The organism is Candidatus Hodgkinia cicadicola (assembly GCF_002774925.1).
Genome location: NZ_NXGO01000117.1, coordinates 1 through 811, shown reverse-complemented (window position 1 = coordinate 811; position 811 = coordinate 1). Strand labels below are relative to the sequence as shown.

The window sequence follows — 811 nt, the reverse complement described above, 5'->3', positions numbered from 1 at the left end:
AAGTGGCGATTTACACAGTGTGGTTCGAAGTGTTATGTGTTTTATAATCGGGCGGGACAATTGTAATACAATTGTGTTTTATATTAGTTGACATTTTATTGCGTGTGAACAATTTTTATTTGATTTGTTGTAAGAGACTATCTTGTTGATTACAAACTGTTTAATTGTAATAATTAAAGCTGGTGATTAGTGACTTAATTGGTGTCTTGTATTTTGTTTTCCACTGTACCATATGACGATCACTAGAGCGCCATAACAATGTTGTTATTGTAAGCATAGTAAATCTTATTATGTTGTTGTTACAGGTGTTTATAAATTATACCCCTTCTGGTTTGTTTAAGGATAAAGAACTGCAAAGACTACTACGAGATTCTGGGTGTGACAAAAGAAGCTACAGATAGTGACATGAAGAAGGCTTACAAGAAACTTGCTTTGCAGTTACATCCAGACAAGAACAAAGCGCCAGGTGCAGCGGAAGCATTCAAAGGTCAGTCTGATCACTACAAATATCATTCCATTCCATGATTAACACTAATGTTCAATGTGGTCATAATTTTTCACACAAATTAAATTTTTGACTTGCTTTATTTGTCCAGTAATTGTTCAGTTTTCTGTTTCCTAGTTTTGATTTTTACTTCCATATTCCTTAAGGAATGGAAGTATGGTGATGGCAAAAAAAATCGTGTTCGAGATTATTGCAGATTCTGATTCTACTACACTCAAAACATGAAAAAAAGTCGTTTTCCGAAAAGTGTCTGTGTGTCTGTCTGTCTGTCTGTCTGTCTGTCTGTCGTCTGTCTGTCTGGGTGTC

General features: G+C 35.0%; 1 protein-coding gene. It reads left to right on the top strand.

Annotated features, from left to right (window positions below; translation table 4 throughout):
* The first annotated feature begins 315 nt into the window (after positions 1–315).
* On the top strand, positions 316–570 hold the full coding sequence (locus MAGTDC_RS03580; RefSeq protein ID WP_414173074.1) for a DnaJ domain-containing protein: 255 nt from the start codon (positions 316–318) through the stop codon (positions 568–570).
* The last annotated feature ends 241 nt before the right edge of the window (positions 571–811 follow it).